The organism is Microbacterium sp. RD1 (genome assembly GCF_052220165.1).
Taxonomy (GTDB): domain Bacteria; phylum Actinomycetota; class Actinomycetes; order Actinomycetales; family Microbacteriaceae; genus Microbacterium.
Window position 1 is genome coordinate 231,896 of the sequence record NZ_JBQPOL010000004.1, and the last position, 23,798, is coordinate 255,693.

19 protein-coding genes are annotated in these 23,798 nt (G+C 69.1%); 10 read left to right on the forward strand and 9 right to left on the reverse strand.

The genetic code is table 11. From position 1 onward, the window contains the following. Positions 1-45: 45 nt before the first annotated feature. Positions 46-2,958 carry an aconitate hydratase gene (locus ACTU3I_RS17810; protein WP_442927059.1) on the forward strand — a complete coding sequence of 971 codons (2,913 nt, stop codon included), beginning with the start codon at positions 46-48 and terminating at the stop codon, positions 2,956-2,958. Positions 2,959-3,135: 177 nt separating this feature from the next. Then, positions 3,136-5,091, forward strand: coding sequence for a 1-deoxy-D-xylulose-5-phosphate synthase (gene dxs, locus ACTU3I_RS17815; protein ID WP_442927060.1), 1,956 nt, complete (start codon positions 3,136-3,138; stop codon positions 5,089-5,091). A 174-nt stretch (positions 5,092-5,265) separates the two neighbouring features. Here the strand turns inward: dxs and ACTU3I_RS17820 are convergent, their stop codons facing one another. From ACTU3I_RS17820 to ACTU3I_RS17835, 4 genes are all read right to left on the reverse strand, one after another. Next, the gene (locus ACTU3I_RS17820; protein WP_442927061.1) at positions 5,266-7,404 is read right to left on the reverse strand and encodes a 3-hydroxyacyl-CoA dehydrogenase NAD-binding domain-containing protein; all 2,139 of its coding nucleotides are present in this window, start codon (positions 7,402-7,404) and stop codon (positions 5,266-5,268) included. A gap of 7 nt (positions 7,405-7,411) precedes the next feature. Further along, positions 7,412-8,617, reverse strand: a complete 1,206-nt coding sequence (locus tag ACTU3I_RS17825) for a thiolase family protein (RefSeq protein WP_442927062.1) — start codon at positions 8,615-8,617, stop codon at positions 7,412-7,414. A gap of 70 nt (positions 8,618-8,687) precedes the next feature. Next, positions 8,688-9,884: a ribonuclease D gene (locus tag ACTU3I_RS17830; protein WP_442927063.1), complete on the reverse strand. Its 1,197-nt coding sequence runs from the start codon at positions 9,882-9,884 to the stop codon at positions 8,688-8,690. Further along, on the reverse strand, positions 9,877-10,464 hold the full coding sequence (locus ACTU3I_RS17835) for a DUF3000 domain-containing protein (RefSeq protein ID WP_442927064.1): 588 nt from the start codon (positions 10,462-10,464) through the stop codon (positions 9,877-9,879). Before ACTU3I_RS17835 ends, ACTU3I_RS17830 begins: the two co-directional genes overlap by 8 nt. 25 nt (positions 10,465-10,489) lie before the next feature. Here ACTU3I_RS17835 and ACTU3I_RS17840 point away from each other — a divergent pair, with 25 nt between their 5' ends. Next, positions 10,490-11,713, forward strand: a complete 1,224-nt coding sequence (locus ACTU3I_RS17840) for an alpha/beta hydrolase family protein (protein ID WP_442927065.1) — start codon at positions 10,490-10,492, stop codon at positions 11,711-11,713. Here the strand turns inward: ACTU3I_RS17840 and ACTU3I_RS17845 are convergent. From ACTU3I_RS17845 to ACTU3I_RS17855, 3 genes are read right to left on the reverse strand one after another with little or no spacing between them, the layout of a single operon-like run. After that, entirely contained in the window at positions 11,682-12,386 is a 705-nt protein-coding gene (locus ACTU3I_RS17845) for a dihydrofolate reductase family protein (RefSeq protein ID WP_442927066.1), read from the reverse strand. The genes ACTU3I_RS17840 and ACTU3I_RS17845 overlap by 32 nt on opposite strands. A 1-nt stretch (position 12,387) precedes the next feature. Then, positions 12,388-12,828: a SufE family protein gene (locus tag ACTU3I_RS17850; RefSeq protein WP_442927067.1), complete on the reverse strand. Its 441-nt coding sequence runs from the start codon at positions 12,826-12,828 to the stop codon at positions 12,388-12,390. A gap of 46 nt (positions 12,829-12,874) precedes the next feature. Continuing rightward, the gene (locus ACTU3I_RS17855) at positions 12,875-13,768 is read right to left on the reverse strand and encodes a sulfurtransferase (RefSeq protein WP_442927068.1); all 894 of its coding nucleotides are present in this window, start codon (positions 13,766-13,768) and stop codon (positions 12,875-12,877) included. Between the two features lie 153 nt (positions 13,769-13,921). On the opposite strand from ACTU3I_RS17855, the gene zapE reads away from it, so the two are divergent. The 3 genes from zapE (at position 13,922) to ACTU3I_RS17870 (ending at position 16,972) form a co-directional block, all read left to right on the forward strand. Further along, positions 13,922-14,962 carry a cell division protein ZapE gene (zapE, locus tag ACTU3I_RS17860; RefSeq protein WP_442927069.1) on the forward strand — a complete coding sequence of 347 codons (1,041 nt, stop codon included), beginning with the start codon at positions 13,922-13,924 and terminating at the stop codon, positions 14,960-14,962. Between the two features lie 212 nt (positions 14,963-15,174). Continuing rightward, positions 15,175-16,395: an ammonium transporter gene (locus ACTU3I_RS17865; RefSeq protein WP_442927070.1), complete on the forward strand. Its 1,221-nt coding sequence runs from the start codon at positions 15,175-15,177 to the stop codon at positions 16,393-16,395. Between the two features lie 82 nt (positions 16,396-16,477). Continuing rightward, complete coding sequence (locus ACTU3I_RS17870) at positions 16,478-16,972, forward strand: type II toxin-antitoxin system PemK/MazF family toxin (protein ID WP_442927071.1); 495 nt, start codon at positions 16,478-16,480, stop codon at positions 16,970-16,972. On the opposite strand, the gene ACTU3I_RS17875 is transcribed toward ACTU3I_RS17870, so the two are convergent. Beyond that, the gene (locus tag ACTU3I_RS17875; protein WP_442927072.1) at positions 16,948-18,171 is read right to left on the reverse strand and encodes a PucR family transcriptional regulator; all 1,224 of its coding nucleotides are present in this window, start codon (positions 18,169-18,171) and stop codon (positions 16,948-16,950) included. The genes ACTU3I_RS17870 and ACTU3I_RS17875 overlap by 25 nt on opposite strands. 138 nt (positions 18,172-18,309) lie before the next feature. Between ACTU3I_RS17875 and solA the strand changes: the two genes are divergently transcribed. Further along, on the forward strand, positions 18,310-19,509 hold the full coding sequence (gene solA, locus ACTU3I_RS17880; RefSeq protein WP_442927073.1) for an N-methyl-L-tryptophan oxidase: 1,200 nt from the start codon (positions 18,310-18,312) through the stop codon (positions 19,507-19,509). A gap of 17 nt (positions 19,510-19,526) precedes the next feature. On the opposite strand, the gene ACTU3I_RS17885 is transcribed toward solA, so the two are convergent. After that, positions 19,527-20,102 (reverse strand): TetR/AcrR family transcriptional regulator, encoded by a 576-nt coding sequence (locus ACTU3I_RS17885; RefSeq protein ID WP_442927074.1) that lies wholly within the window; start codon positions 20,100-20,102, stop codon positions 19,527-19,529. Positions 20,103-20,196: 94 nt separating this feature from the next. Here ACTU3I_RS17885 and ACTU3I_RS17890 point away from each other — a divergent pair, with 94 nt between their 5' ends. The 3 genes from ACTU3I_RS17890 to ACTU3I_RS17900 are packed head-to-tail and all read left to right on the forward strand — an operon-like array spanning position 20,197 to position 23,746. After that, positions 20,197-21,423, forward strand: a complete 1,227-nt coding sequence (locus tag ACTU3I_RS17890; protein WP_442927075.1) for an amidohydrolase family protein — start codon at positions 20,197-20,199, stop codon at positions 21,421-21,423. After that, positions 21,420-22,298 (forward strand): alpha/beta hydrolase, encoded by an 879-nt coding sequence (locus tag ACTU3I_RS17895; protein WP_442927076.1) that lies wholly within the window; start codon positions 21,420-21,422, stop codon positions 22,296-22,298. The genes ACTU3I_RS17890 and ACTU3I_RS17895 overlap by 4 nt, the downstream gene beginning before the upstream one ends. A gap of 38 nt (positions 22,299-22,336) precedes the next feature. Next, complete coding sequence (locus ACTU3I_RS17900) at positions 22,337-23,746, forward strand: FAD-binding oxidoreductase (RefSeq protein ID WP_442927077.1); 1,410 nt, start codon at positions 22,337-22,339, stop codon at positions 23,744-23,746. The last annotated feature ends 52 nt before the right edge of the window (positions 23,747-23,798 follow it).

A 23,798-nucleotide genomic window follows, 5' to 3' on the forward strand; every position in this document is an offset into this window, starting at 1 on the left:
TTTCCCGATTCCCCCGGTTAGGTTCACCTTCCTAGCCGCCGCTGGATGCGACAGGGAAGATGGGTTCGCGGTACGCCGCATTCGCCGACGAAGGAGACGATCGTGTCCACGGTTGACAGCTTCGGTGCCAAGAGCACCCTGACGGTCGGCAGCACCGACTACGAGATCTTCCGCATCGAGACGGTACCCGGATACGAGAAGCTCCCGTTCAGCCTGAAGGTGCTCCTGGAGAACCTCCTGCGCACGGAGGATGCCGCCAACATCACGGCCGACCACATCCGCGCGCTGGGCTCGTGGGACCCGCAGGCCGAGCCCGACACCGAGATCCAGTACACGCCGGCCCGCGTGGTGATGCAGGACTTCACCGGAGTGCCGTGCATCGTGGACCTCGCCACCATGCGCGAGGCCGTCGCCGACCTCGGCGGCGACCCGACCAAGATCAACCCGCTCGCCCCCGCCGAGCTCGTCATCGACCACTCGGTGATCGCCGACCTCTTCGGCACCCCCAACGCGTTCGAGCGCAACGTCGAGATCGAGTACGAGCGCAACGGCGAGCGTTACCAGTTCCTCCGCTGGGGCCAGACCGCGTTCGACGACTTCAAGGTGGTCCCGCCCGGGACCGGCATCGTGCACCAGGTCAACATCGAGCACCTCGCGAAGGTCACCTACACGCGCGAGGTCGACGGCGTCCTCCGCGCGTACCCCGACACGTGTGTCGGCACCGACTCGCACACCACGATGGTCAACGGCCTGGGCGTCCTCGGATGGGGTGTGGGCGGCATCGAGGCCGAGGCGGCCATGCTGGGCCAGCCCGTGTCGATGCTCATCCCGCGGGTCGTCGGCTTCAAGCTCACCGGCGCCATCCCGACTGGCGTGACCGCCACCGACGTCGTCCTCACGATCACCGACATGCTGCGCAAGCACGGTGTCGTCGGCAAGTTCGTGGAGTTCTACGGCGAGGGCGTCGCCTCCGTCCCGCTGGCCAACCGCGCCACCATCGGAAACATGAGCCCCGAGTTCGGCTCGACGGCAGCGATGTTCCCGATCGACGACGTGACCCTGGACTACCTGCGCCTCACCGGTCGCAGCGACGAGCAGGTCGCCCTCGTCGAGGCGTACTCCAAGGCACAGCACCTGTGGCACGACCCCGCCACGGAGCCGTCCTTCAGCGAGTACATCGAGCTCGACCTCTCGACGGTGGTTCCGTCGATCGCCGGCCCCAAGCGCCCGCAGGACCGCATCGAGCTGACCAACGCCAAGACGCAGTTCGCCAGCGACCTGCTGGACTACGCGGGGCACGACACCACGGTGCTCACCCAGGTCGACGAGGCGGTGGAGGGGACGTTCCCGGCCTCCGACCCGATCGGCTACACCGCGGAGGACGACGGGCACGCGCACAACGGCGCAGCCGGACACGTCAGCCACCAGCACGAGCACGAGGTCGACAGTCTCCGCGTGGCGCCTGCGGGCGTCTCCAAGCCCGTTCAGGTCAGCACCGCCGACGGTTCATACACGCTCGACCACGGCGCTGTCACGATCGCCGCGATCACCTCCTGCACGAACACGTCGAACCCGTCGGTCATGCTCGCGGCGGGCCTGCTCGCCCGCAACGCGGCGCAGAAGGGACTCAAAGCCAAGCCGTGGGTCAAGACCACGATGGCACCCGGTTCCAAGGTGGTCACCGACTACTACGACAAGGCCGGCCTGACCGACGACCTCGAGGCCCTCGGCTTCTACACGGTCGGATACGGCTGCACCACGTGCATCGGCAACTCCGGGCCGCTCATCGAAGAGGTCTCCGCGGCCGTCAACGAGAACGACCTCGCCGTCACCGCGGTGCTCTCGGGCAACCGCAACTTCGAGGGACGCATCAACCCCGATGTGAAGATGAACTACCTCGCGTCGCCGCCGCTGGTCATCGCCTACGCGCTGGCCGGGTCGATGAACTTCGACTTCGAGACCGACCCGCTCGGCAAGGACTCCGCCGGCAACGACGTGTTCCTGCGCGACGTCTGGCCGAGCGCGGAAGAGGTGCAGTCCACGATCGACTCGTCGATCTCGACCGACATGTTCGACACGCAGTACGCGGGCGTCTTCGAGGGTGACGAGCGGTGGCGTTCGCTGCCGACTCCCACCGGCGCCACATTCGAGTGGGACGACGCGTCGACCTACGTGCGCAAGCCCCCATACTTCGAGGGCATGACGCTGCAGCCGGATGCGGTCAGCGACATCACGGGCGCCCGCGTGCTCGCCAAGCTCGGCGACTCGGTCACGACCGACCACATCTCGCCGGCCGGTTCCATCAAGGCGGACAGCCCCGCGGGCGCGTACCTGATCGACCACGGCGTGAACCGCAAGGACTTCAACTCCTACGGCTCGCGCCGCGGCAACCACGAGATCATGATCCGCGGCACCTTCGCGAACATCCGCCTCCGCAACCAACTCCTCGACGGGGTGGAGGGCGGCTACACGCGCGACTTCACGCAGGACGGTGCGCCCCAGTCGTTCATCTACGACGCCTCCGAGAACTACCAGGCCGCCGGCATCCCGCTCGTGATCCTGGCAGGCAAGGAGTACGGCTCCGGCTCGTCGCGCGACTGGGCGGCCAAGGGCACGCGCCTGCTGGGTGTGCGCGCGGTCATCGCCGAGAGCTACGAGCGCATCCACCGCTCGAACCTCATCGGCATGGGCGTCATCCCGCTGCAGTTCCCGGCGGGGGAGTCGGCCGCCTCGCTCGGCCTCGACGGCACCGAGGTCCTCGCGATCTCCGGCATCGAGCAGCTCAACGACGGCACGACGCCGAAGACCGTGCACGTGACGGCCACCCCGAGCGACGCCTCGGGCACCGGCAAGACCCCGGTCGAGTTCGACGCTGTCGTCCGCATCGACACCCCCGGTGAGGCGGACTACTACCGCAACGGCGGCATCCTCCAGTACGTGCTGCGCTCGCTCGTCTGAACGATCCGGAGGCGGTCCGCGGGCTCCGGCTCACGGGCCGCCTCCGCCGTTTCGGCGGCGCGGCGACGGAGCGTACACGAGCCCGCGCACGCGCGCCCGTACAGGCTCCGCCGAGGAGGGCGCGACTACACTCGAGACACGGCGTGCAAACGTCCCGACCGGCGCGAAAGGGGTCCCATGGAGCTGCTGCCAACCATCCGCGGCCCGCGCGACATCGACGCGCTGGACCTCGCACAGCTGCAGCAGCTCGCCGCCGAGATCCGCTCCTTCCTGGTCGAAAACGTCGCGCGCACCGGCGGTCATCTCGGCCCGAACCTCGGCGTCGTCGAGCTGACGATCGCCCTGCATCGGGTCTTCGACTCGCCGTCGGATCCGATCATCTTCGACACCGGGCACCAGTCTTACGTCCACAAGCTGCTCACCGGTCGTCAGGACTTCTCCGCGCTCCGGTCACGAGGCGGTCTCGCGGGGTATCCGCAGCGTGCGGAGAGCGCGCACGACGTCGTGGAGTCCTCGCACGCATCCAGCTCGCTCAGCTGGGCCGACGGCGTCTCCCGCGCGTTCTCGCGGACCGGCCGGCGCGACCGCCACGTGGTCGCCGTCGTCGGTGACGGCGCGCTCACCGGCGGCATGACGTGGGAAGCGCTCAACAACATCACCGACGACAATGACCGCAACCTCGTGATCGTCGTGAACGACAACGGCCGTTCGTACGCACCGACCATCGGCGGCATGGCGCGCTTCCTCAACCGCGTACGCACGAACGACGCGTACCGCACGCTTCATCGCAGCTCCGACTCGCTGTTCCGCCGCCTCGGTCCCGCGGCGCGCGCCCTCTATCGCGGCGTGCGCGGCGGCACGCACGGCTTCCTGTCGCGGTTCGCGAACAACGAGGCCCTGTACTCGAACCTCGACATCAAGTACCTCGGCCCGGTGGACGGCCACGACCTCGAGGGCCTCATCGAGACCCTGCAGCTGGCCAAGTCCTACGGCGCGCCGGTGCTGGTGCACACCATCACCGACAAGGGCCGCGGATACGCCCCCGCCCTCAGCGACGAGGCCGATCAATTCCACGCCGTCGGCCGCATCGACCCCGTCACAGGGGAGCCGCTGTCCAGCAGTGGCGGCGATGACTGGACCGACGTGTTCGCACAGGAGCTCGTCGACATCGGCGCCGAGCGCGACGACGTGATCGCCATGACGGCCGCGATGCTGCGCCCCACCGGGCTGCAGCGGTTCGCCGAGCGCTACCCCGACCGCGTCTACGACGTCGGCATCGCCGAACAGCACGCCGTCGCATCCGCCGCCGGCCTCGCCTTCGGCGGCCTTCATCCGGTCGTCGCGATCTACGCGACGTTCATGAACCGCGCGTTTGATCAGGTGCTGATGGACGTCGCGCTCCACGGCGCAGGCGTCACGTTCGCGCTCGATCGCGCCGGCGTCACCGGCCCCGACGGCCCGAGCCACCACGGCATCTGGGACCTGGCGATGCTGCAGCTCGTCCCGCACATCCGGATCGCCGCGCCACGCGACGCGGCCCGTCTGCGTGAGGAACTCCGCGAGGCCGTCGCCGTCGACGACGCCCCCACCGTCATCCGCTATCCCAAGGGCCGCGCCGCCGCCGATATCCCCGCGGTCGAGCGCCTGCCCGACGGCGTCGACGTGCTGGAGCGCGCCGACGCCGAAGACGTCCTCCTCATCGGCATCGGTCCGATGGCCCACATCGCGCTCGACGTCGCCCAGCGGCTGCGCGCGCAGGGGATCGGGGCCACCGTCATCGACCCGCGCTGGGTCGTCCCCGTGCAGCCCTCGGTGGTCGAGCTGGCCGCTCGGCACCGCCTCGTCATCACGATCGAAGACGGCATCCGCGTCGGCGGCATCGGCACGCGCGTGCGGCAGGTGCTGCGCGAGGCCGGCATCGACACCGCCGTGGACGAGCTCGGCGTCCCCGACGAGTTCATCTCGCACGCCACGCGCGAACAGATCCTCGAGGACGCCGGCCTCACGCCGGCGAAGATCGCCCACGACGTCGTGGCCCAGGTGCTGGGAACCCGCATCCCGGTGGCCCGCCCGCAGACCTCGGAGATCCCGACGGTGCGGGAGTGGGCTCGCTCGCGCCCCAGCGACGCCTGATCGGGCCCGACCCACGCCCGGAGTCCGGACAACATTCCGGACGGATGCGGTCCCCAGGTCACCCCGCCGCCCCGGCGGCGGCAGATGCCGGTGTCGATCCGGAATGTTGTCCGGGTCGACGCCGGTGCGGCGGAGGACGAGGCGGATGCGACCGGCGCCGCACCCGCCCCGCTCCTACGCGCCGATGCCGCGGATGGGCGGATGATGGAACGTGTCGCCGAACGTCCGCTCCGACGCGCCCTCGCGGTCGAGGTAGGGCGAAGCGCCGCCGTCGATGAAGGGCCACCCGGCGCCGAGGATGAGGCACAGGTCGATGTCCTCGACCTCGGGCACCACGCCCTCGTCCAGCATGATCTTGATCTCCTGGGCGAGGCCGTCCTGCACGCGCTGCAGGATCGTCGCCTCGGAGGAGGGGGAGGAGCCGGTCTTCAGCACCTTCTGCGCGGCCTTCGACCAGCCCGTGACCCGTCCGCTCTTGTCCTTCTCGACGACCTCGGAAAGTTCGGCGAGCTCGTGGAAGTTCTCCGACGCGAAGAAGCGGTCGGGGAAGGCCGTGGCCATCGTGTCCTGGACATGCGCGGCGACCTTCCAGCCGACGAGGTCGATGAGCTGGAACGGCGTCATCGGCAGACCGAGCGGCCCGAAGGCCTTTTCGACGGTCAGCAGCGGAGTGCCCTCGTAGACGGCGCGCGCCGCCTCGCCCATGACCTTCGCGAGCAGCCGGTTGACGACGAAGCCCGGCGCGTCGGCCGTGAGGACGGCGTTCTTGCCGAGCGCCTTCGCGACGACGAACGCCGTCGACAGCGCGGCATCCGATGTCGCGGGCGTCTTCACGATCTCGATGAGCGGCATCACCGCGACCGGGTTGAAGAAGTGGAAGCCCACCAGCCGCTCGGGGTGCGCCAGCTGCGCGCCGATCTCTTCGACCGACAGCGATGAGGTGTTGGTGGCGAGGATCGCATCATCGGCGAGAAGCGGCTCGATCTGCGAGAACACCTGCTGCTTGACACCGACCTCTTCGAAGACCGCCTCGATGACGAAATCGCAGTCGGCGTACTCGCTCTTGTCGGTCGTTCCGCGCACGAGCGCCCGGAGCCGGTTCGCCGTGTCCCCGTCGATCCGCCCCTTCTGCTGGAGCTTGCCGATCTCCTCGGAGATGTGGGCCACCCCCTTGTCGACGCGCGCCTGGTCGAGATCGGTGATGAGCACCGGGACCTGGAGCTTCCGCACGAACAGCAGTGCGAACTGGCTGGCCATGAGTCCGGCGCCGATGATGCCGACCTTCGTGACCTTCTTCGCCAGCGCCTTGTCCGGTGCTCCCACCGGGCGCTTGGCACGCTTCTGCACGAGATCGAACGCATACATGGATGCGGCGAACTGGTCGCCGACCACGAGGTCGGCGAGGGCTTCGTCCTCGCGGGCGAACCCTTCGGCCTTCGTGCCGCTCTTGGCCTTGTCGAGCAGGTCCAGCGCCACGTAGGGCGACCGGGGCACGGTGCCGATGCGGCTCTCGAGCATGTTGCGCGCCATCTTGATGGCGATCGGCCACTTCGTGAGGCGCTCGATCTTGCCCGGCTCGTTCTTGCGCTGCACCTTGACCGTGCCGCTGAGCACGAGGTCGGCCCAGCGCAGCGAGTCTTCGAGGTAGTTCGCCGCCGGGAAGATCGCGTCCACGATGCCGAGGTCGAACGCCTGCTGGGGTTTGAGCATCCGGTTCTGCTTGAGCGGATTGGAGATGACCACCTCGAGCGCGTTCTCGATGCCGATCAGGTTCGGCAGCAGATAGGCGCCTCCCCAGCCCGGGATGATCCCGAGGAAGACCTCGGGAAGGGCGATCGCGGCGGCGGAGGCGTCGACCGTGCGGTATGAGGAGTTCAGCGCGATCTCGAGGCCGCCGCCGAGGGCGAGGCCGTTGACGAAGGCGAACGTCGGCACACCGAGCTCGGAGAGCTTTCCGAACACCTTGTGACCGAGCTGGGCGACCAGGCGCGCGTCATCCTTCGACGAGAGCTTGCCGATGTCGGACAGGTCGGCGCCGGCGGCCAGGATGTACTGCTTGCCGGTGATGCCGACCGCCTGGATCTCGCCGGCAGCCGCCCGCGTCGCCAGGGTGTCGAGCGTCTCGCCCAGCTGGACCAGCGTGGCCGGACCGAGCGTGTTCGGCCGGGTGTGATCGCGACCGTTATCGAGTGTGATCAGCGCCAGCACCTTGCCGGAGGCGAGACGGATGTCGCGCACGCGCGAGTGCGTGATCACCTCGCCCTCGGTCGCGGCGAGGACGGGGGAGAAGTCGAGTTCAGAGTAGTTCGTCATTCCGCGATTACTTCCGCTTCTTTCCGTCGAAGTACGGGTTCTCCCAGATCACCGAGCCGCCCTGCCCGAGGCCGACGCACATGGCGGTGAGGCCGTAGCGGACGTCGGGTCGCTCGCGGAACTGCGCCGCCAGCTGGATCATGAGGCGCACACCGGATGCGGCCAGCGGGTGGCCGACCGCGATGGCGCCGCCCCACGGGTTGACGCGCGGGTCGTCGTCCGCGATGCCGAAGTGATCCAGCAGCGAGATCACCTGGATCGCGAACGCCTCGTTGAGCTCGAACAGGCCGATGTCGTCGATCGACAGGCCTGCCTTGCGCAGCGCCTTCTCGGTCGCCGGGATCGGTCCGATGCCCATGATCTCCGGCTCGACGCCGGCGAAGGCGAACGAGACCATGCGCATCTTCGGCTTCAGACCCAGCTCTTTCACGGCATCGCGGCCGGCGAGCAGCGACACCGTCGCGCCGTCGGTCAGCGGCGACGACGTCCCCGCGGTCACCCGCCCGTGCGGACGGAACGGCGTCTTGAGGGTCGCAAGGCCCTCCATCGTGGTCTCGGGGCGACGGCCCTCGTCCTCGGTGGCAAGCCCCCACGAGCCTTCGCCGTCCTTGACGGCGACCGGCACGAGGTCGGGCTGGATCCTGCCGGCGTCGTAGGCGGCCTGCAGCTTGTGCTGGCTCAGCATGCCGTAACGGTCGGCGCGCTCCTTGGTCAGGTGGGGGAACCGGTCGTGGATGCGCTCGGCGGTGACGCCCATGTTCAGGGCGCCCGGGTCGACGAGCTTCTCGGCGACGAAGCGCGGGTTCGGGTCGGCGTTCGCGCCGATGGGGTGCCGGCCCATGTGCTCCACGCCACCGGCCAGCGCGAGGTCGTACTGACCGAAGCCGATCGAAGCGCCCATCGTGGTGACGCTCGTCATCGCGCCGGCGCACATCCGGTCGATCGCGAGACCGGGAACGGTCATGGGCAGACCGGCGAGGATCGCCGCCGTGCGGCCGAGAGTGAGCCCCTGGTCGCCCGTCTGCGAGGTGGCGGCGATCGCCACGTCGTCGATACGGTCTTTCGGAACCGATTCGTTCCGCTCCATCAGGCCGATGATCGCCTTGACGACGAGGTCATCCGCGCGGGTGTTCCAGTAGATCCCCTTTTCGCCGGCGCGACCGAACGGGGTACGCACACCATCGACGAAATAGACGTCCGAAATCTCGGGCACTCTGCCTCCAAACATAGGGATGACGTCAGCCTAGGAGCCGCCTTCGGCAGCCCCGAATCGGTTGTCGGATCTATGAATCCTCGGATGCGGTCGACTCGGCGGCGTGAACGGAATCTACAAAGGCATTCACGATCAGCTGTGCGGTTTGCGCAATCTGCCATTCACGAGCGCCGAGCTCTCGGAGCATCCGCCCGACCTCGTCGACGGTGAGCTCGGCCGGCGGCGCCCACGCGACGCGGCGGAGCGTCTCGGGGGTCAGCAGGTTCTCGGTCGGCATCCCCAGTTCGGTGGCGCGTCCCTCGACGGCCGGTCGCGCGGCGCGCAACCGCGCATCGGCCTCCGGGTTGCGGTCGACCCACGCCCGAGGCGGCGGCAGCGAATCCGACGGCACGCGATCGGGCGGCAGGTCCGGCGTGCTCCGGCCCTCGACGATGGCGTCCCACCAGCGGTCGAGTTGGTTACGGCTGGCCCGGCCGGTGAAGTCCTTGAGACTCGCCAGCTCCTGCTTCGTCTTCGGGTCGGCGATCACCGCGGCGACCAGGGCACGGTCGGGTACCAGACGTCCCGGCGCGATGTCCTGCTCGCGGGCGTAGTCCTCCCGCGCCTGCCAGAGCGCCTTCGCGACGGCGAGCGAGCGGCGGCCCCGCACGGTGTGCAGGCCGCTCAGCCTCCGCCACGGATCCTCGCGCGGCAGCTTGGCCGGGCGCTCCAGCACCGCGGCGAATTCCTCCTGCGCGAACTCGGTCTTCCCCTGCTCGACCAGCTCCGCCGCCAGGGCGTCGCGGACGTCGATGAGGTGCGTCACGTCGAGCGCGGCATACTCGAGCCACGACTGCGGAAGCGGGCGGGTCGACCAGTCCGCGGCGGAGTGGGCTTTGGCCAGCGTGATGCCCAGCGTCGTCTCGACGACGGCGCCCAGGCCGACCCGCTCGTGCCCGAGCAGTCGCGCCGCCAGTTCGGTGTCGAACATGGTCCGCGGCTCCAGTCCGCGTTCGCGCAACGACGGCAGGTCCTGGCTGGCGGCGTGGAACACCCACTCGGTCGAGACCAGCGCGTCCTGCAGCGGTGAGAAGTCTGCGATCTCGGACGGGTCGAAGAGGTAGACGCCGGCGTTGCGGCGGAAGACCTGGATCAGGTAGGCCCGCTGCGAGTAGCGGAAGCCCGACGCGCGTTCGACATCGATTGCCGCGGGCCCCGAGCCGGCGGCCAGTGCGCGGACGGCGTCCGCGAACGCCGCATCGTCGGCGATCACGGTGTAATCAGTCACGCATCGTCCTTCGCGATCCCAGCACGGCGATGTCCTCCGACCCCGGGGGGAGCCCCGCGAGCATGCATACCAATTCTGCCCAGGCTTCCACATGCGGGCCGAACGGCGCCTGTGGAGACCAGGACGCGCGCAGTTCGATCTGCGCGCCGTCGCCCTGATCTGCGAGGGCGCCGAAGCCCTTCGACAGCGTCTTCGTGGCCGTTCCGGATGCGGCGTGGTACGCCGCCTCGCGCGACGCCAGTGCGTCGAGCAGCCACGACCAGGCGACGTCCGCGAGAAGTGGATCGGTTCCGATCTCGGTCTCCAACGGCGCCTGGGCGAAGCAGACGATCCGCCAGGCGCCACCCCACGGCTCCGGTTCGTCGGGGTCGTGGAGCAGGATGAACCGGCCCGTTCCGAAGGGGGAGTCCGTCCCCGACCCGTCGGGCCGCACATCCCCGGCCAGCGCCAGGGAGAAGGGAGCCAACCCGGGAGGCGCGGGGATCTCGCGCACGGCGAAGTCCGAACGGAAGGCGACCGAGCGCAGTTCCTCGCCCGCCCTCTCGAACGGCGTCGCCGTGGCGGGGGGAAGCTCGGTCACGGCCACAGACTAGAGTGAGGGCTCGATGAACGGCTCCAGGCACGCCGGAACCACCGGCGCTTCTCCTCGGCGCGCGGGGGCCCTCCGCGCAGCGATCGCGCTGCTGGCCATCTCGCTCGGCGCCGTCGTCACGGCGATCGGCGCGATCTCGCTACGGGTCGCCCGTCGCGTGGTCACACCCGCGCCGCGCGTGCCCGACACGCGCATCGTCGACCTCGACACGGCCGCTCAGACCATCACCCTGGAGCGCACGCCCGACACCGCGCTCCCCGGCCGGTACGGGCTGTTCACCGCGGGGACGCTGCCCTACGTGAAGCTCGGCTCTGTGCTGTCGGAGGACGAACGCACCGTGAAGCGCAAGCTCCTCACCCACGTGACTTCCGGCGCGCGCCTGTCGTCGGATGCCGCCTTCAGCGGATGGTATTACGACCGTCCCGAGGAGCTCCAGCTACCGTTTCGCAACGAGCTCATCGGCGCCTCCGTCGGTCCCTGCCCGGCCTGGGTGTTCCCCTCCGGTGAGGAATCCGACCTGTGGGTGGTGCAGGTGCACGGGCGCGGCACGACGCGCGCCGAGGCCCTTCGCGCGGTGCCGCTGTTCCACTCCCTCGGCTACACGTCTCTGCTGGTGTCCTACCGCAACGATGGCGAAGCCCCGCGCAGTCGCGAAGGAACGTACGCCCTCGGCGCGACGGAGTGGCGTGACGTCGATGCCGCCATCGGCTACGCCCGGCGTGCGGGCGCGCGCCGGGTCGTCGTCATGGGGTGGTCGATGGGCGGCGCGATCGCCCTGCAGCTGGAACTGAACTCTCCGCATCGCGACCTCATCGTCGGGCTGGTGCTGGAGTCGCCGGTCGTGGACTGGCGGGTCGTGCTGGACTATCAGGCGCGCCAGATGCGCCTTCCCGCTCCCGTCACGGGCCTGGCACTGGGTGCTCTTCGATCCGAGTGGGCAGTGCCCATGACGCGCACCGGACGACCGATCCCCTTCGACCGCCTCGACGGCGTGGCCCGCGCGAACGAGCTGACGCATCCGATCCTGCTTCTGCACAGCGACGACGACGGCTTCGTCCCGTCCGACGCCTCGCACGAGCTGGCCGCAGCGCGACCCGACCTGGTCGAGATGCACACGTTCGACGTCGCACGGCACACCAAGCTCTGGAACTACGACCAGGACCGCTGGTCCGCCGCGATCGCGCAGTGGCTCCGCCAGCGAGGACTCACCCGCGAGGTCGCAACCGCAGATAGCTGAAACCGTCCTCGTCGACCAGCATCCCCGCCACCGCCGTGGCCGCAGCGCGCCGGATCGGCAGGAAGGCCCGCGGAGCCGGTTCCAGGACGGGTGCCACGGTCACGCAGTACTCGTCGATGACCCCCGCATCCGCGAATCGCGCGGCGAGGGTGGGGCCGCCCTCGCAGACGATGCGCTCGAGGCCCCGCGAGCGCAGCGCGGCGACGATCGCCTGCGGACGGAGCTCGTCGCCTCCCGTGACGCCGACGATCTCGGCGGAGGAGAGACCGGAGCGCTCCCGCACCGCGTCGACGCGGTCGGCGGGGCAGACGAGGAGGACGGCGCCGGGCGCCTCGGGAAAGCGGTGGCCCGTCAGATCGCCGCTGGTCGTCACGACCGCGAGGCGCGCGGCGCGGGGGAGAAGGTATCCCTCGGCGCGCACTGTCGCGGCACCGACCACGACGACGTCCGACCCCCGCCGGATGAGGCCGAGCACGGCTCGGTCGGTGCGGCTCGTGAGGGTGTTGCTCGTGCCGTCTCCGCCGACCGCGGCGCCGGTGACGCTCGTGATCATGTTGAGGCGCACGAAGGCGCCCCGGCCGACGTCGTAGCGCGACGCGAGAGCGGCCTCGCCCTCGGCCGTGCCGACATCGAACGCGTCGCCCGAGGCGGGAACGATCTCGGTGACGCGCATGTCAGCCGGCGCGCTTGGCGCGCACCTGGCGCTTGGCGCGCAGCAGCATCCCGGTCATCCCCGCGATCCGCAGCGGGCTCACCGCCCGCGTCAGGCCGATGCTCTGGGGAAAGTCGTCGGGGATCGCCAGAACCTCGTCGGCGGTCAGCCCGCTGATCCCCTGAACGAGGATGCTGGCGAACCCGCGCGTCGTGGGCGCTTCCGCCGGCGCGGTCGCGTGCATGGCCACGCGATCGTCGGCGTCGACCTCGACGGCGATGAAGACGGGAGACTGACATTCCGCGACCCGCTCGTACCTCTCCGGATGCTCGTCGTAGTCCGGCGGAACGTCGGGCAGGTCTTGCGAGAACTCCAGCAGCAGCTGCAGCCGCTCGGGTTCGGCCAACTCGAGGAACTCCTCGCGGATCTCCGCCAGGGCGGCAGGCAGAGCGGTGTCGGTCATCACCGCCATTGTCCCACGGGAAATGTGCGGCCGGCTGTGCCGGTTGTCAGAGCGAGCCCGGCTCGCTCCCGGTGACGATGGGCACGCGCACGGCGCTGCCCCATTCCGTCCACGATCCGTCGTAGTTGCGCACGTTCTCAAAGCCGAGGAGATGCTTCAGAACGAACCACGTGTGGCTCGATCGCTCCCCGATACGGCAGTACGCCACGATCGCGTCGTCGTCTGTGAGCCCCGCGCCCTCGCGGTAGATGGCCTCGAGCTCACTGCGGGACTTGAATCCGCCGTCCTCTGCCACCGCCTTGGCCCACGGGACGTTCTGGGCCGTCGGGATGTGTCCAGCGCGCAGCGCGCCCTCCTCCGGGTACGCCGGCGCGGTGGTGCGCTCACCGGAATACTCCTCGGGCGAGCGCACGTCGACGAGAGGGTTCCCGAGGTGGGCCAGCACGTCGTCCTTGTAGGCGCGGAGCGCGGTGTCGTCGCGCTCGACCACCGGGTATTCGGTCGCCGCGCGCTGAGTGGGCTCCGTCGTGATCGGACGGCCCTCGGCGATCCACTTGTCGCGACCGCCGTCGAGGAGTCGGACGTCCTCGTGTCCGAAGAGGGAGAAGACCCACAGCGCGTAAGCGGCCCACCAGTTGTTCTTGTCGCCGTAGATGACGACGGTGTCATCGCGAGAGATGCCCTTGCGGCCGAGCAGCTCGGCGAAGCCGGCGCCGTCGACGTAGTCGCGGACGACGGGGTCGTTCAGCTCGGTGTGCCAGTCGACCTTCACGGCGCCCGGGATGTGGCCGGTCTCGTACAGGAGGACGTCCTCGTCCGATTCGACGATCACGAGTCCCGGGTCGCCCAACCGCGCCTCGAGCCAGTCGCCGGTCACGAGACGGCCGGGCTGGGCGTAGTCGGCGAACTTCTCGGAGGTGGTGTCGTACTCGACGGTCATCGCTGGTCTCCTCGGGACGTGTTCACGAGTCGGACGCAGCTGCCGGATCGGCCCCGGTCCGCAAATCGCAATAGGCTGGTTGTGCCCCTTCGAACCTAGTAGCGCCTCCAGGGGTGCGCATCGGCATCGTAAGAAGGCGACACAGGACCGCGTATGAGTTCGACAGGCACCTCGACCGGGACCGGCCTGGTCCACCTCGCCGAGCGCTCGCCCGACGTCACCGGCGCCGAGATGGTGGCCGCCCTCATCCCGCCACCGCAGTTCGACGGGGCGACGTTCGAGTCCTACCGGGCGGATGCGACGTATCCGTCGCAGCAGGATGCCAAAGAGCGACTGCTGGCGTTCTCCGGAAAGGGCGCACCGGCCGAGCGCGGCGGCCTGTTCCGCCGAGCGAAGAAGGTTCCCGAGACCAAGCCGGGCGTCTACCTCGACGGCGGGTTCGGCGTCGGGAAGACCCACCTGCTCGCCTCGATCTATCACGCGCTGCCGGCCCGCCGGAAGTACTTCGGATCGTTCATCGAGTACACCGCGCTGGTGGGGGCTCTCGGCTATCAGAACACCGTCGAGCTCTTCCGCGGGTCGGACCTGCTCTGCATCGACGAGTTCGAGCTGGACGATCCCGGCGACACGATGGTGATGACGCGCCTGCTCGGTGAGCTCGTCTCCTCGGGGACGCGCCTGGCCGCGACGTCGAACACGCCGCCCAACGCGCTGGGTGAGGGACGCTTCGCCGCGCAGGACTTCCTCCGCGAGATCCACGCCATGTCGGCGAGCTTCGAGACGCTGCGCATCGACGGGACCGACTATCGGCAGCGCGCCATCGACGGCGACGCCCGCGTCCTGTCGCCCGAGGAGTACACCGCGGAGCTCGAGCGCGCCGCATCCGCCGGCGTCGCGTCCGACGACACCTTCGCCACCCTCATCGCTCACCTGGCGCGCGTGCATCCGTCCCGCTACCTGCGGGTGCTGGACGGCGTCGACCTCATCGGGCTGCGGGATGTCACCGTCCTCGAAGACCAGTCGGCGGCGCTGAGGTTCGTCGCCTTCGTCGATCGCGCCTACGACGCACAGATCCCCATCAGGGCCACCGGTGTTCCCCTGAACGATGTCTTCGGGACTGAGATGCTGTCGGGCGGTTACCGCAAGAAGTATCTCCGGGCGATCTCCCGCCTCGTCGCCCTGACGCATTCCTGACATCGATTCCTCTCCGCGCATTCGCGTGATCCTCGCGGCATCCCGAAACACGATGTTTACGTCGGGCCTGGGCTCGTAACGAACGCGAAACACCTTACGCACGCCGCCGGAAACCGCCCGTCGCGAGACTGGGGGCGCCCGAGACGTCCGCTACCCGAAAGCGGCGGACAGGAGGGTCCTCTGAGTAACACGACACATGGATGAGGAATCTCATGGACAGCGGAAATCTCGCCTGGGCCGTCGCCGCGACGGCGCTAGTGCTCTTCATGACGCCCGGCGTGGCGTTCTTCTACGGCGGTCTGGTCAAGGCGAAGAGCGTCGTCAGCATGATGATGATGAGCTTCGGCGCGCTCGGCCTGATCAGCGTGCTGTGGATCCTGTACGGCTTCAACATGAGCGCGGTCGAGAGCCCGTGGGCGTTCTCGGGCAACCCGTTCGCCGACATCGGCCTCGGCTCGCTCGATGACAACGGCCTCGTCGGCGCCGCGTACGGCGCCACGTTCGCCATCATCACCGTCGCCCTGATCTCGGGCGCCATCGCCGACCGGGCGAAGTTCGGCTCGTGGATGGTCTTCGCCGGCCTGTGGGCCACCGTGGTGTACTTCCCGGTCGCCGCGTGGGTCTGGGGCGGCGGCTGGATCATGAGCCTCGGCGAGACCTTCGGGTTCAGCACGAGCGTCATCGACTACGCCGGCGGCACCGCGGTGCACATCAACGCCGGTGCGGCCGCCCTCGCCCTCGCCCTGGTGCTCGGCAAGCGCGTGAACTTCCAGAAGGGCGCGCACAAGCCGCACAACGTCCCGCTGGTCATGCTCGGTGCGGCGATCCTGTGGTTCGGATGGTTCGGCTTCAACGCCGGCGCAGAGGGCACCTTCGGCCTCCTCGGCACCGAGGACTCCTCGGTCGGCCTCATCATCATCAACACCATCGGCGCCACCGCCGCCGCCGTCATCGGCTGGCTGATCGTGGAGAAGTTCAAAGACGGCAAGGCCACGTCCGTGGGTGCGGCATCCGGTGCCGTCACCGGCCTCGTGGCCATCACGCCGGCCTGTGCCAACCTGACGCCGGGATGGGCCCTCCTGCTCGGTGTCGTGGCCGGTGTGCTCTGCGCGCTCGCTGTGGAGCTGAAGTGGAAGTGGGGCTTCGACGACTCCCTCGACGTCGTCGGCATCCACCTCGTCGGCGGCCTCATCGGAACGATCTTCCTCGGCTTCTTCGCCACCGAGACCGGCCTCCTCCTCGGCGGCGGTTCGGAGCAGCTCATCCTGCAGGTGATCGCCGCGCTGGGCGTGCTGATCTTCTCCTTCGTGATCGCGTACATCATCGGCTTCGCGATCGAGAAGACCGTCGGCTTCCGCGTCAAGAACGAAGACGAGATCGCCGGTGTGGACTCCACGGTCCACGGCGAAGAGGGCTACGCCATCGTCGAGTGACCACGGTCACCGCCTCGGAGGGGCGTCGCGGAGCGATCCGCGGCGCCCCTTCCGCGTGGGACTCGCTCGCTAGGGTGAGGCTGTGCCTCGCCGCTTCCTCACCGTCCTCTCCCGGATGCTGCGCCCCGCGCGCCGTGCCGAGGGCATCGAGCCCGGTCGCGACGGGGCGACGGCCACGACGCCGCTGACGCCCCCCGGGCGCCGCGGTCTCGTGCTGGCCTATGCGCCCGATGTGGACGGCGCGCCCGACGCGGGGGAGATCGTGTGGACGTGGGTCCCGTACGAGGAGCGCGACGGGCGCGGCAAGGACCGCCCCGTGCTGGTCATCGGCCGCCAGAGCGCCGACCGCGTCTACGCGGTCCGGCTCACCAGCACTCCGCAGGACTCGCCCGACTTCGTCGCACTCGGCGCGGGGGAGTGGGACGCCCGGGGGCGAGACTCATGGGTCGACATCGGACATCTCTACAGCGTCCACGAGCGTGGCCTGCGCCGCGAGGCATCCGCTCTCGACGCCGACCGCTTCGGCCTTGTCGCTCGCGCCCTGAACAAGCGCTACGGATGGCGCGGCGCGGTCTGACCGTTCGTCGCGGCGACCAGTCGGCGCGTACGCAGCCAGAGGTGGAGGAGGAGACGGGTCGAGCCGTCCTCCAGATTCAGACCGGTCCTCTCCTGGAGCCGGTTGATCCGGTAGTAGACCGTCGTCCGGTGCAGTTGCAGAGCCTCCGCTGTCGCGATCACATTGCCGGCGTGATCGAGGAACGTTTCGACGAGCTCGATCGTGGCGGCGGGCTGGGATGCCATGAGCTGCTGAAGCGCCTCCGGCACGAGCCACTCGTCGACGCGCGGATCGAGCATGGCGGTGAGCAGTTCGTCCACGGGGTGCTCCGACCAGGTCACGACGTGCTCTCCGCGGGCGCGGCCGATCTGCGCGGCGATCCGCGCCTGGTCGCATGATCGCGCAGCGGATTCGAGGGGTGACTGCGCGGCGCCGACGCCGACGACGGCGGCGGCGGCCAGACCGGCATCCCACCGGCGGATCTCGCGATGCAGGGCCCTCGCGAACGGTTGCGCGACTCCGGGGTGCGCGAGCCCCGGAGAACCGAGTATCACGGCGGATTCGGAGCCACCCGCGGCCAGGGCGTATGCCCGGCCCTCCGCCGCCGTCGCCACCGCACGACGTACGACGTCTTCCGACGGCTCCCCGAAGCCGGATCTGATGCCGGGATCGGTGGCGACGACGATTCCGACGAAATCGGTGCACCCGGCGAACATCCCCAGATCACGCATGTCCTGGGCGGCCCGCCGCTGAGCGGATGCGTCGGCGGAGAGCAGAGCGCGAACGAGTGATTCCGCCTCGATGTCGGCGTCCGCCAGCGACTGCGCGCGTCGCATGAGCACCTCTCGGACATGCCCGGCGCACTGGCGGGCGATCTGCAGCTCCTCCTCATCGAGAGGGACGGGCGTCATGATCCACATGAACCCCAGGAGTTCGAAGCGCGAGCGCAACGGGAAGCAGAGCCGATCCCACTGGACGCCGAGCTCCGGACGAGCCGGCAGCACCGTCGTCTCACGCCAGCTCTGAGCGCCCTGCGCCATCACATAGTCCCGCAGCGGCCCGGTGATCTTCCGTCCCACCAGAGACGACAGGCGAGCCTGGTCGACATCCTCGAAGTGCGCGCTCGAGGCGAGGAGTCGCAGGCCCGGGTCATCCACGGCGACCGACCGCCGGAGACGGTGCGCTGTGCGCTCGATCACCTCGTGGATGGATTCGGTCATCGGCTTTCGCTCACCCTCGATGCTTTGCGACATCTGTCGAATCCAGGTTCTTGAGATTCGACACCATGCTATCGATCTCCTCCGGATGGCGGGTCAGGCTGGCAATGAGGACAGCCGACATCACCGGAGGGACCCGTCGTGGCCAAGGGCTATTCACATATCGTCATCGGCGCGGGAGCGATCGGCTCCGCCGCGGCCTTCTGGCTGTCGGAGCACGGTGCCGAGCGCGTGCTCGTGGTCGAGCAGTTCGACCTCGGCCACGCTCTCGGCTCTTCAGGGGACCATTCGCGGATCATCCGTCACGCATATCACCGTGCCGACTACACCGCTCTGACCCCTGCGATGTTCGAGACGTGGGCCGAGATCGAGCGGCGCTCCGGGCTGACCCTCTACACCAGGACCGGCGGCCTGGACCTGGCACCTTCGGACGGTCCGGGGGCCGCGGAGATCGACGCCTACAGGACCGCGATGGACTCCACGGGCATCGACTACGAGGATCTCACGGCCGAAGAGGTGAGAGCACGGTTCCCGCAGTGGCGCATCCCCGACGACACGATCGGCCTCTTCCAGGCGGCCGGCGGCATCCTCGACATCCGCAAGTCGGTGTCGGCGCATTCCTCGCTGGCGATCTCCGGCGGCGTGGAGTTCCTGACGCGCACGAGAGCGACCGGGATCCGGATTCGTGAGAAGGGGGTGAGCGTCACGACCAGCAGCGGCATCTTCGACGCGGATCACCTCGTCGTCGCGGCCGCCTCGTGGCTCGGCGCGCTCATGCCGGACCTCGGCCTCAGCTTCCCACTGACGCTCTCGCAGGAGCAGGTCGGCTATTTCACGACGCCGAACCTCGCGGACTACACGCCCGACAGGTTCCCGATCTGGATCCATCATGGCGACGAGGTGCACTACGGGTTCCCCGTGTACGGGGAGGCCGCCGTCAAGATCGCGCGGGATATGCGAGGACGCTTCGTCACGAGCGAGGAGCGTGCATTCGAAGGCGACGACGACGAGGCTCGCATCCTTCATCGCTTCCTTGCGACGCATCTGCCCGGGGCAGCGGGCGCGCCGCTGGTCAACAGGACGTGCCTCTACGACATGCCGGCCGACCGTGAGTTCGTTCTCGATACGATCCCGGGGCATCCGCACGTCGCCGTCTTCAACGGCGCGGGGCATGCCGGGAAATTCGCCAGCCTGATGGGGAGGATCCTGGCCGACCTGACCACCTCCGGGCACACCGAACACCCCATCGACGCGTTCCGCCTCACGCGTCCGGCGATCGTCGACCCCGACTTCCCGAGCGCCTTCCGTCTCTCGCCTACGGCGGAGAACCGCCTTCCGTGACCGGAACGTCGGCGGATCTACCGCGCTCGAGAATCGTCCTGGAATGCCGGCAACGAGGCGAGGAAGCGGTCGGCGGCCGCGTCCACGTGGGCGGGGCTGAGCATCCGCTGCAGGAGGAACCCCCTCAGACACGACGTCGCGAGGATGCTCAGCTGCCTGGCCTCCTGCGCCGTGGCGCCGTCGCGCAGGGCGGCCGACTCCAGAAGGGACGCGAGATCACCGATGTCAGCGAAGAACTCCTCGAAGTCGTCGGGCTCGTACGCCACGAGCCCGACCATCTGGAAGAACGCACGGACGCGATCCTCGTGCGCCGGAGCGGAGTAGAAGTTCCACACCGCACGGCACAGCGCCACGAAGCCGAGATCATCCGCGGTCGCGGCGATCACGAGGTTGTCACGACGGCGCGCTTCGATGAGGACTGCGCGCAGGAGCCCGGGACGTGACCCGAAGTGATATGTCAGCAACGTGTGGTGCACGCCGATCCGCTCCGCCACCTGACGCATCGACATGCCCGGGCTCGGGCCGGTCTCGCCGAACTCCTCGAAGAGCGCCTGCAGAAGGCGTTCCCTGCCTTCTCCCACCGGTGACCTCACGTGATCTCCCTTGAACAACTCACCACTGTTGAGTAGCTTAGTGCGGACGAATTCACCACTGTTGAGGACGAGGTCGTCCTCGAGGGAAGGCTTCATGGTTGAGAAGTGGTTTGCCGGAGCGGTGGTCGCCGACGGTTCAGGTGAGGATCCATGGCGCGGTGACGTCTGCGTGTCGGATGGCGTCATCACGGCGATCGGGCGAGCGCCCTCGGATGCGGAAGTCATCGACCTCCACGGCATGGTCCTGACTCCGGGCCTGATCGACGCGCATGTCCATCTCGGCCTGTCGAGCCCCATCAGAGCGCAGTTCGGATTCCAGCTCTCCATCGCCGAGATCGCCGCCGACATCTTCGCCAATGCGGGCCGCGCGCTCGACGCGGGGTTCACCACGGTGCGCGACACCGGCGGCCTCGACGGCGGCGTCGTCGAGGTGATCGCGAAGGGCAAGGTGCGAGGCCCGCGTGTCATCTCGTGCGGACCGGTGCAGTGTCAGACGGGTGGGCACGGATACTACGGGGCCGCATGGGAACCGACCGAGATGTGGGAGACGCACCACACTCCGGGGCTCGCCTCCCTCTCGCTGATGTCGGGCAACGCGGACGAACTGCGACGCAACGTGCGCGAGTCGTTCCGCCGGGGCGCGACCTTCGTGAAGCTCTGCGTCACCGGCGGCGTCGTCGGCGGCCACGACCGCCTCGACGACACGCAGTTCACGGTGGACGAGATCGCGGTGGCCGTCGAAGAAGCGGCGGCGCGCGGCACGTACGTGACGGTGCATGCCCACAACAACGCGGGCATCCGCAATGCGGTGCGAGCCGGTGTCCGCTGCGTCGAACACGGGACGGACATCGATGAACCCACCGCCCGGCTCATGCGCGAGCACGACGTCGCGCTCGTACCGACGTTCGCCGTGGTGGACCAGCTCATGGACGTCGAGAGCATGGACCTGGATCCGGCGACGCGGGACCGCATCGCCGGCGTGCGTACGCGTATGGCTGCGGCGCTGGGAGTCTCACGGCGGGCAGGACTCAGGATCGGCCTGGGGTCGGATCTCATCGGACCGGATCAGCGACGCCGTGGCGAGGAACTGCGTCTGCGCGCCGAGCTGGAATCGCCGATGCAGGCGCTGGTGTCGGCCACGAGCGTCAACGCCGACATCCTCGGTATCGGCGAGACGGTCGGCACGATCAGGGCCGGCATGCACGCCGACATGGTCGCGTGGCAGCGCGACCCGCTCCAGGACGCCCGCGTGTTCGCGGATCCAGACATGGCGGCCCTCGTCGTGAGGGCGGGCCGGATAGAAAAGGGAGAGACTTCATGAGCGAGATGTTGCACGGGTGCTTGGCCGACACGGACTACTTCGATGTCACTGCGCGGTCGGGGCGGAAATTCGGCGTCTGGGTGACCACACCGCCGGGATATGCCAGTTCGGGCGATCCCCTCCCTCTGGTCTACGTGGTGGATGGCAACTTCGCCGTCGGTCTCACGGCGCCGCTCATCGTGACCCAGGCAGATCCGTACCTGACCGTCGCTCCGTACATCCAGGTCAGCGTCGGGTATGCGGGCCCGGAAGCCGCTCAGTGGGCGCAGATTCGCAATCGCGATCTCGTGCCGCCGGGGGAGCCCGTCAGCGAGGAGATGGTCGCGACGGTCTCCGCCCTCCGGGCGTCCGGTGCGATGACCGAGGAACACGCCGACGCCTATCTGGCGCAGCTGGCCGACACCCACGCCGACATCTTTCTCGACTTCCTGACGGAGGAGCTCCATCCGCTCCTGCAGTCCCGATACCGCGTCAGCGAGTCGGGCCACGGCCTCTTCGGATACTCCTACGGAGGTCTCTTCGCCCTTTACGCGTGGCTGCGCCAGTCCGCCCCGTTCGTCACGGTCGGGGCCGGCACTCCCGGCGTCGCCCACGAGGACAGCCAGATCTTCGCGCTGATCGACGCCCTGCCCGAGCGTTACGCGGGCCCGACAGCTCCACACCTGCACGTGACGCTGAACGAAGTGGAACTTCTCGGGGATATCCCGATCTATCGTGGAATCGCCCGCAACGTCCTCGCCGCCCTGGAAAAGCTGCACGCCAAGGGCGTGTCACAGAACGTCTCCCACGCACTGCTGCACGAGACTCACGTCACCGGATTGCAGGCATCCTTTCTCAGCTATCTGAAGACGTGCCGCACCCGGGACGTCGGCTGACAGGCGCGGCCCGCCCCCGATCGCAGAGAGGTTCGACAGTGCAGACGAGTGTCGACGAGAGCGTGCTCATCGGAAGATTGCGCGAGGTGGTCCCGGGCGAGCGTCTGGTCACCGACCCCGATCTTCTCGGAGGATTCAGCCGGGACGAGGCCGAGTGGGCGCCCGCGGGGCGGCCGCTGGCCGTCCTGCGGGCGCAGTCGACGGAGGAGATCGCCGCAGCGGTGCGGGTGTGCGCGCAGAACCGCATCCCCGTCGTTCCGCGCGGAGCCGGCACGGGCTTGTCCGGAGGCGCCAACGCGGTCGACGGATGCCTCGTCATCGACGTGTCCCGGATGAACGCGGTCCTGGAGATCGACACGGACAATCTCGTCGCCGTGGTCCAGCCGGGGGTCGTCAACGACGACCTCAAGCGGGCGGTCGCCGAGCACGGCCTGTGGTACCCGCCCGACCCGGCGAGCGCGCCGTGGTCGACGATCGGCGGCAACGTCTCCACCAACGCGGGGGGGCTGTGCTGCCTGAAGTACGGCGTCACGCGCGACTACGTGCTCGGCATGGAGGTCGTGATGGGCGGACCCGCCGGCGAGTACGGCCGGATCGTGCGCATCGGTCGCCGCACGACCAAGGGCGTCGCCGGCTACGACCTCACCGGGCTCTTCGTCGGCTCGGAGGGCACGTTCGGCATCGTGACGGAGATCACCCTCAAGCTGCGGCCGGCGATATCCGAGCCTCCCCGCACCGTCGTGGGGGCGTTCGCCAGCCTCGTCGCAGCCGGCGAGGCGATCGCCCTGGTGACGCGCCGCGGGCTGCAGCCGGCGGCGCTGGAGCTTCTCGACCGCGAGTGCATCCGCGCCGTCGAGGAGTGGAAGCACCTCGGAATCGAGACGGAGGCGGCGGCCCTGCTGCTGGCGCGCGTCGACCTCCCCGGTGAGGCGGGGGATGCGGAGGCGTCCGCCACGGCTGCGGCGTTCACCGACGCCGGCGCGCTGTGGGCGCAGCAGTCGACAGACGAGGTCGAGGCCGAGGCGCTCTTCGAGGCGCGGCGACTGGCGTACCCCGCGCTGGAGCGCCTCATGCCCGTGCTGACCGAGGACGTCTGCGTGCCCCGCTCCGCCGTCCCGCGGATGCTCGCCGTCATCGAGGAGATCGCGGCCCGGCACGGCGTGAGGATCGCCACCATCGCCCACGCCGGCGACGGGAATCTGCATCCGCTCCTTCTCACGCCCCCCGGAGACGACGACGCCCGGATCGCGGCGCAGGCCGCCTTCGAAGACCTCCTCGACGCCGCGATCGGCCTCGGTGGCACGGTCACCGGCGAACACGGCGTCGGATTGCTCAAGCGCTCGGGCATGAACAAGGAGCTCGACCCGGGCGCGCTGGCCATGCAGCGCGCCATCAAGGCGACCCTCGACCCCCTGGGGCTGTTCAACCCCGGCAAGGTCATCGGCTAGTCCGGCGTCGCGGATTCGGAGGCCGGCAGCGGATTCGGATCGACCGGCGCCA